The sequence below is a fragment of the Parabacteroides massiliensis genome (assembly GCF_900155425.1).
GTDB lineage: Bacteria > Bacteroidota > Bacteroidia > Bacteroidales > Tannerellaceae > Parabacteroides > Parabacteroides massiliensis.
This window is the reverse complement of the sequence record NZ_LT700198.1, coordinates 1-1,587: the sequence shown is the minus strand read 5'-3', so window position 1 is coordinate 1,587 and position 1,587 is coordinate 1. Positions and strand designations below refer to the sequence as shown.

Below are 1,587 nucleotides of genomic sequence, written 5' to 3'. Positions count from 1 at the left end.
ACCAACAGGGACACTTGGATGACACCCGTGAACGACAGCTTGAAGTCACCCGTCCCGTTCCACAATCCGGAATGGTTGAGTACCTTTTCCCCGCCGACCGGCAAATCACCGTCGTAAGCGAACATATTGAAGTTCTCGAATCCCGCCTTATTCCCGTTCACGAACTCGATACGAAGATGGCCGGCTTCGATCACCTTGTAATGGAAGGACAGGTAGACATAGCCCGGAATGCGAAGCCCGTCCCCGTTCAACTCCTTGAAATCGGGGATCGTGCGGAAATCTCCGTTCTTCTGCATGATGTAGCTGTTCGTTATCCTGACGTAAGGAACCTTGCCGGTCTTTACGACCTCCACGTTGCCGTTCTCGCTCGATGACAACAGTTTATTACCGGCAAGAATCCACTTGCCGCCGAAAGTCAGGAACGCGGCCTTGTACCCGCTTATCCATTTACTCATCCCCTCGGTAAACGTGGTGTTATCGAAAAAGCTCTGCTCCTCCCTCACCTCGTCACGCAGACCTTCTACGGCGGACTGTATCTTACCCTCCGTAATTTCAAATTTCGTCAGGATATCCTCGCCGGTCATAAGGATAAACGTACCCTTGAGGTACACGTTGTCGCCATAAAGACCGTTCCCGTGCGGCTGGTTATTCGTAGGGAAAGCGCTGTCCTTGATACCGTCGAGATTACCCACCCGGCAACGCAAACAGCCGTTGAAGTTTTTCGCATTCACGCCGTCCAGTACGTCAACACGTGGCTGGCCGTCCTCGGTAGCCGATATGCTGATCAGGTTCTGCCGGAGCGGGTTTTCCGTGTTACCCATCAACACGCACTCATCACCCGCCTTCGGTTCCGTCCCGCCAAACTCCCTCTGGGGTACCGTTATCCCTTCCGTGTCGCCTTCCGACACTTCCACCCAGTAACCCAGAATCTCCGCCCCCGTAAAAACGGCACAGCGCATCAGGTCGTGCGCCACGAACGTGTTCTCCTGCTCAAAGGTGATGCGGTAATTGTTGCCCTCCTTGGTCACGGTCTTGATCTTACCGTTGGCTGCGGATACAACCAGCTGCCCCCTTACGCTGCGAACCGTTTCTATGAGCAGTTCCAAGGCTACCAACGTCTGCCGGATGGTCGCCTTGTCTATCGTGAGATTACTCAGCCCCGTTATTTTATCTATCCATAGCTGCCAACCCTCGCCGAACATGCCGTCCACGAAACGGGTACTGCGGAGCAATTCCCGGATAACAGCCGTCAGAAACTCGGCGTTCCCGTCGCCGTCAACATTGCCTCCGGATTCCCCGGCTTTGTAATCCCCAAAATAAGCCCCTTTCAAAAAACCGATCACCTCGGCAGCGGTATCCCGACGGTGTTTGCTCAGGAACTCCCTTTGGCTTCTTTTTGCCGAGAAAAGGTTGTTGTCGGTCGGCAGCGTATTATCGAAGCTCCGGATAATATCGGGAAGCCCGGAACTTTCGGCCTTGGCTTTCGTATAGCTTTTCAATTCCCCTATACTGTCGTTTACCCTGTCAAATTTCGATACCTGCAGGGCGTCGCTGATCTCCAGGTCCATCTCCCCGGGAAGGTTTACC

1 pseudogene is annotated in these 1,587 nt (G+C 53.9%); it reads right to left on the bottom strand.

Going from position 1 to position 1,587, the window contains the following annotated elements:
• A pseudogene (locus BQ9893_RS20870) lies at window positions 1-1,587 on the bottom strand (hypothetical protein); the annotation flags it as partial.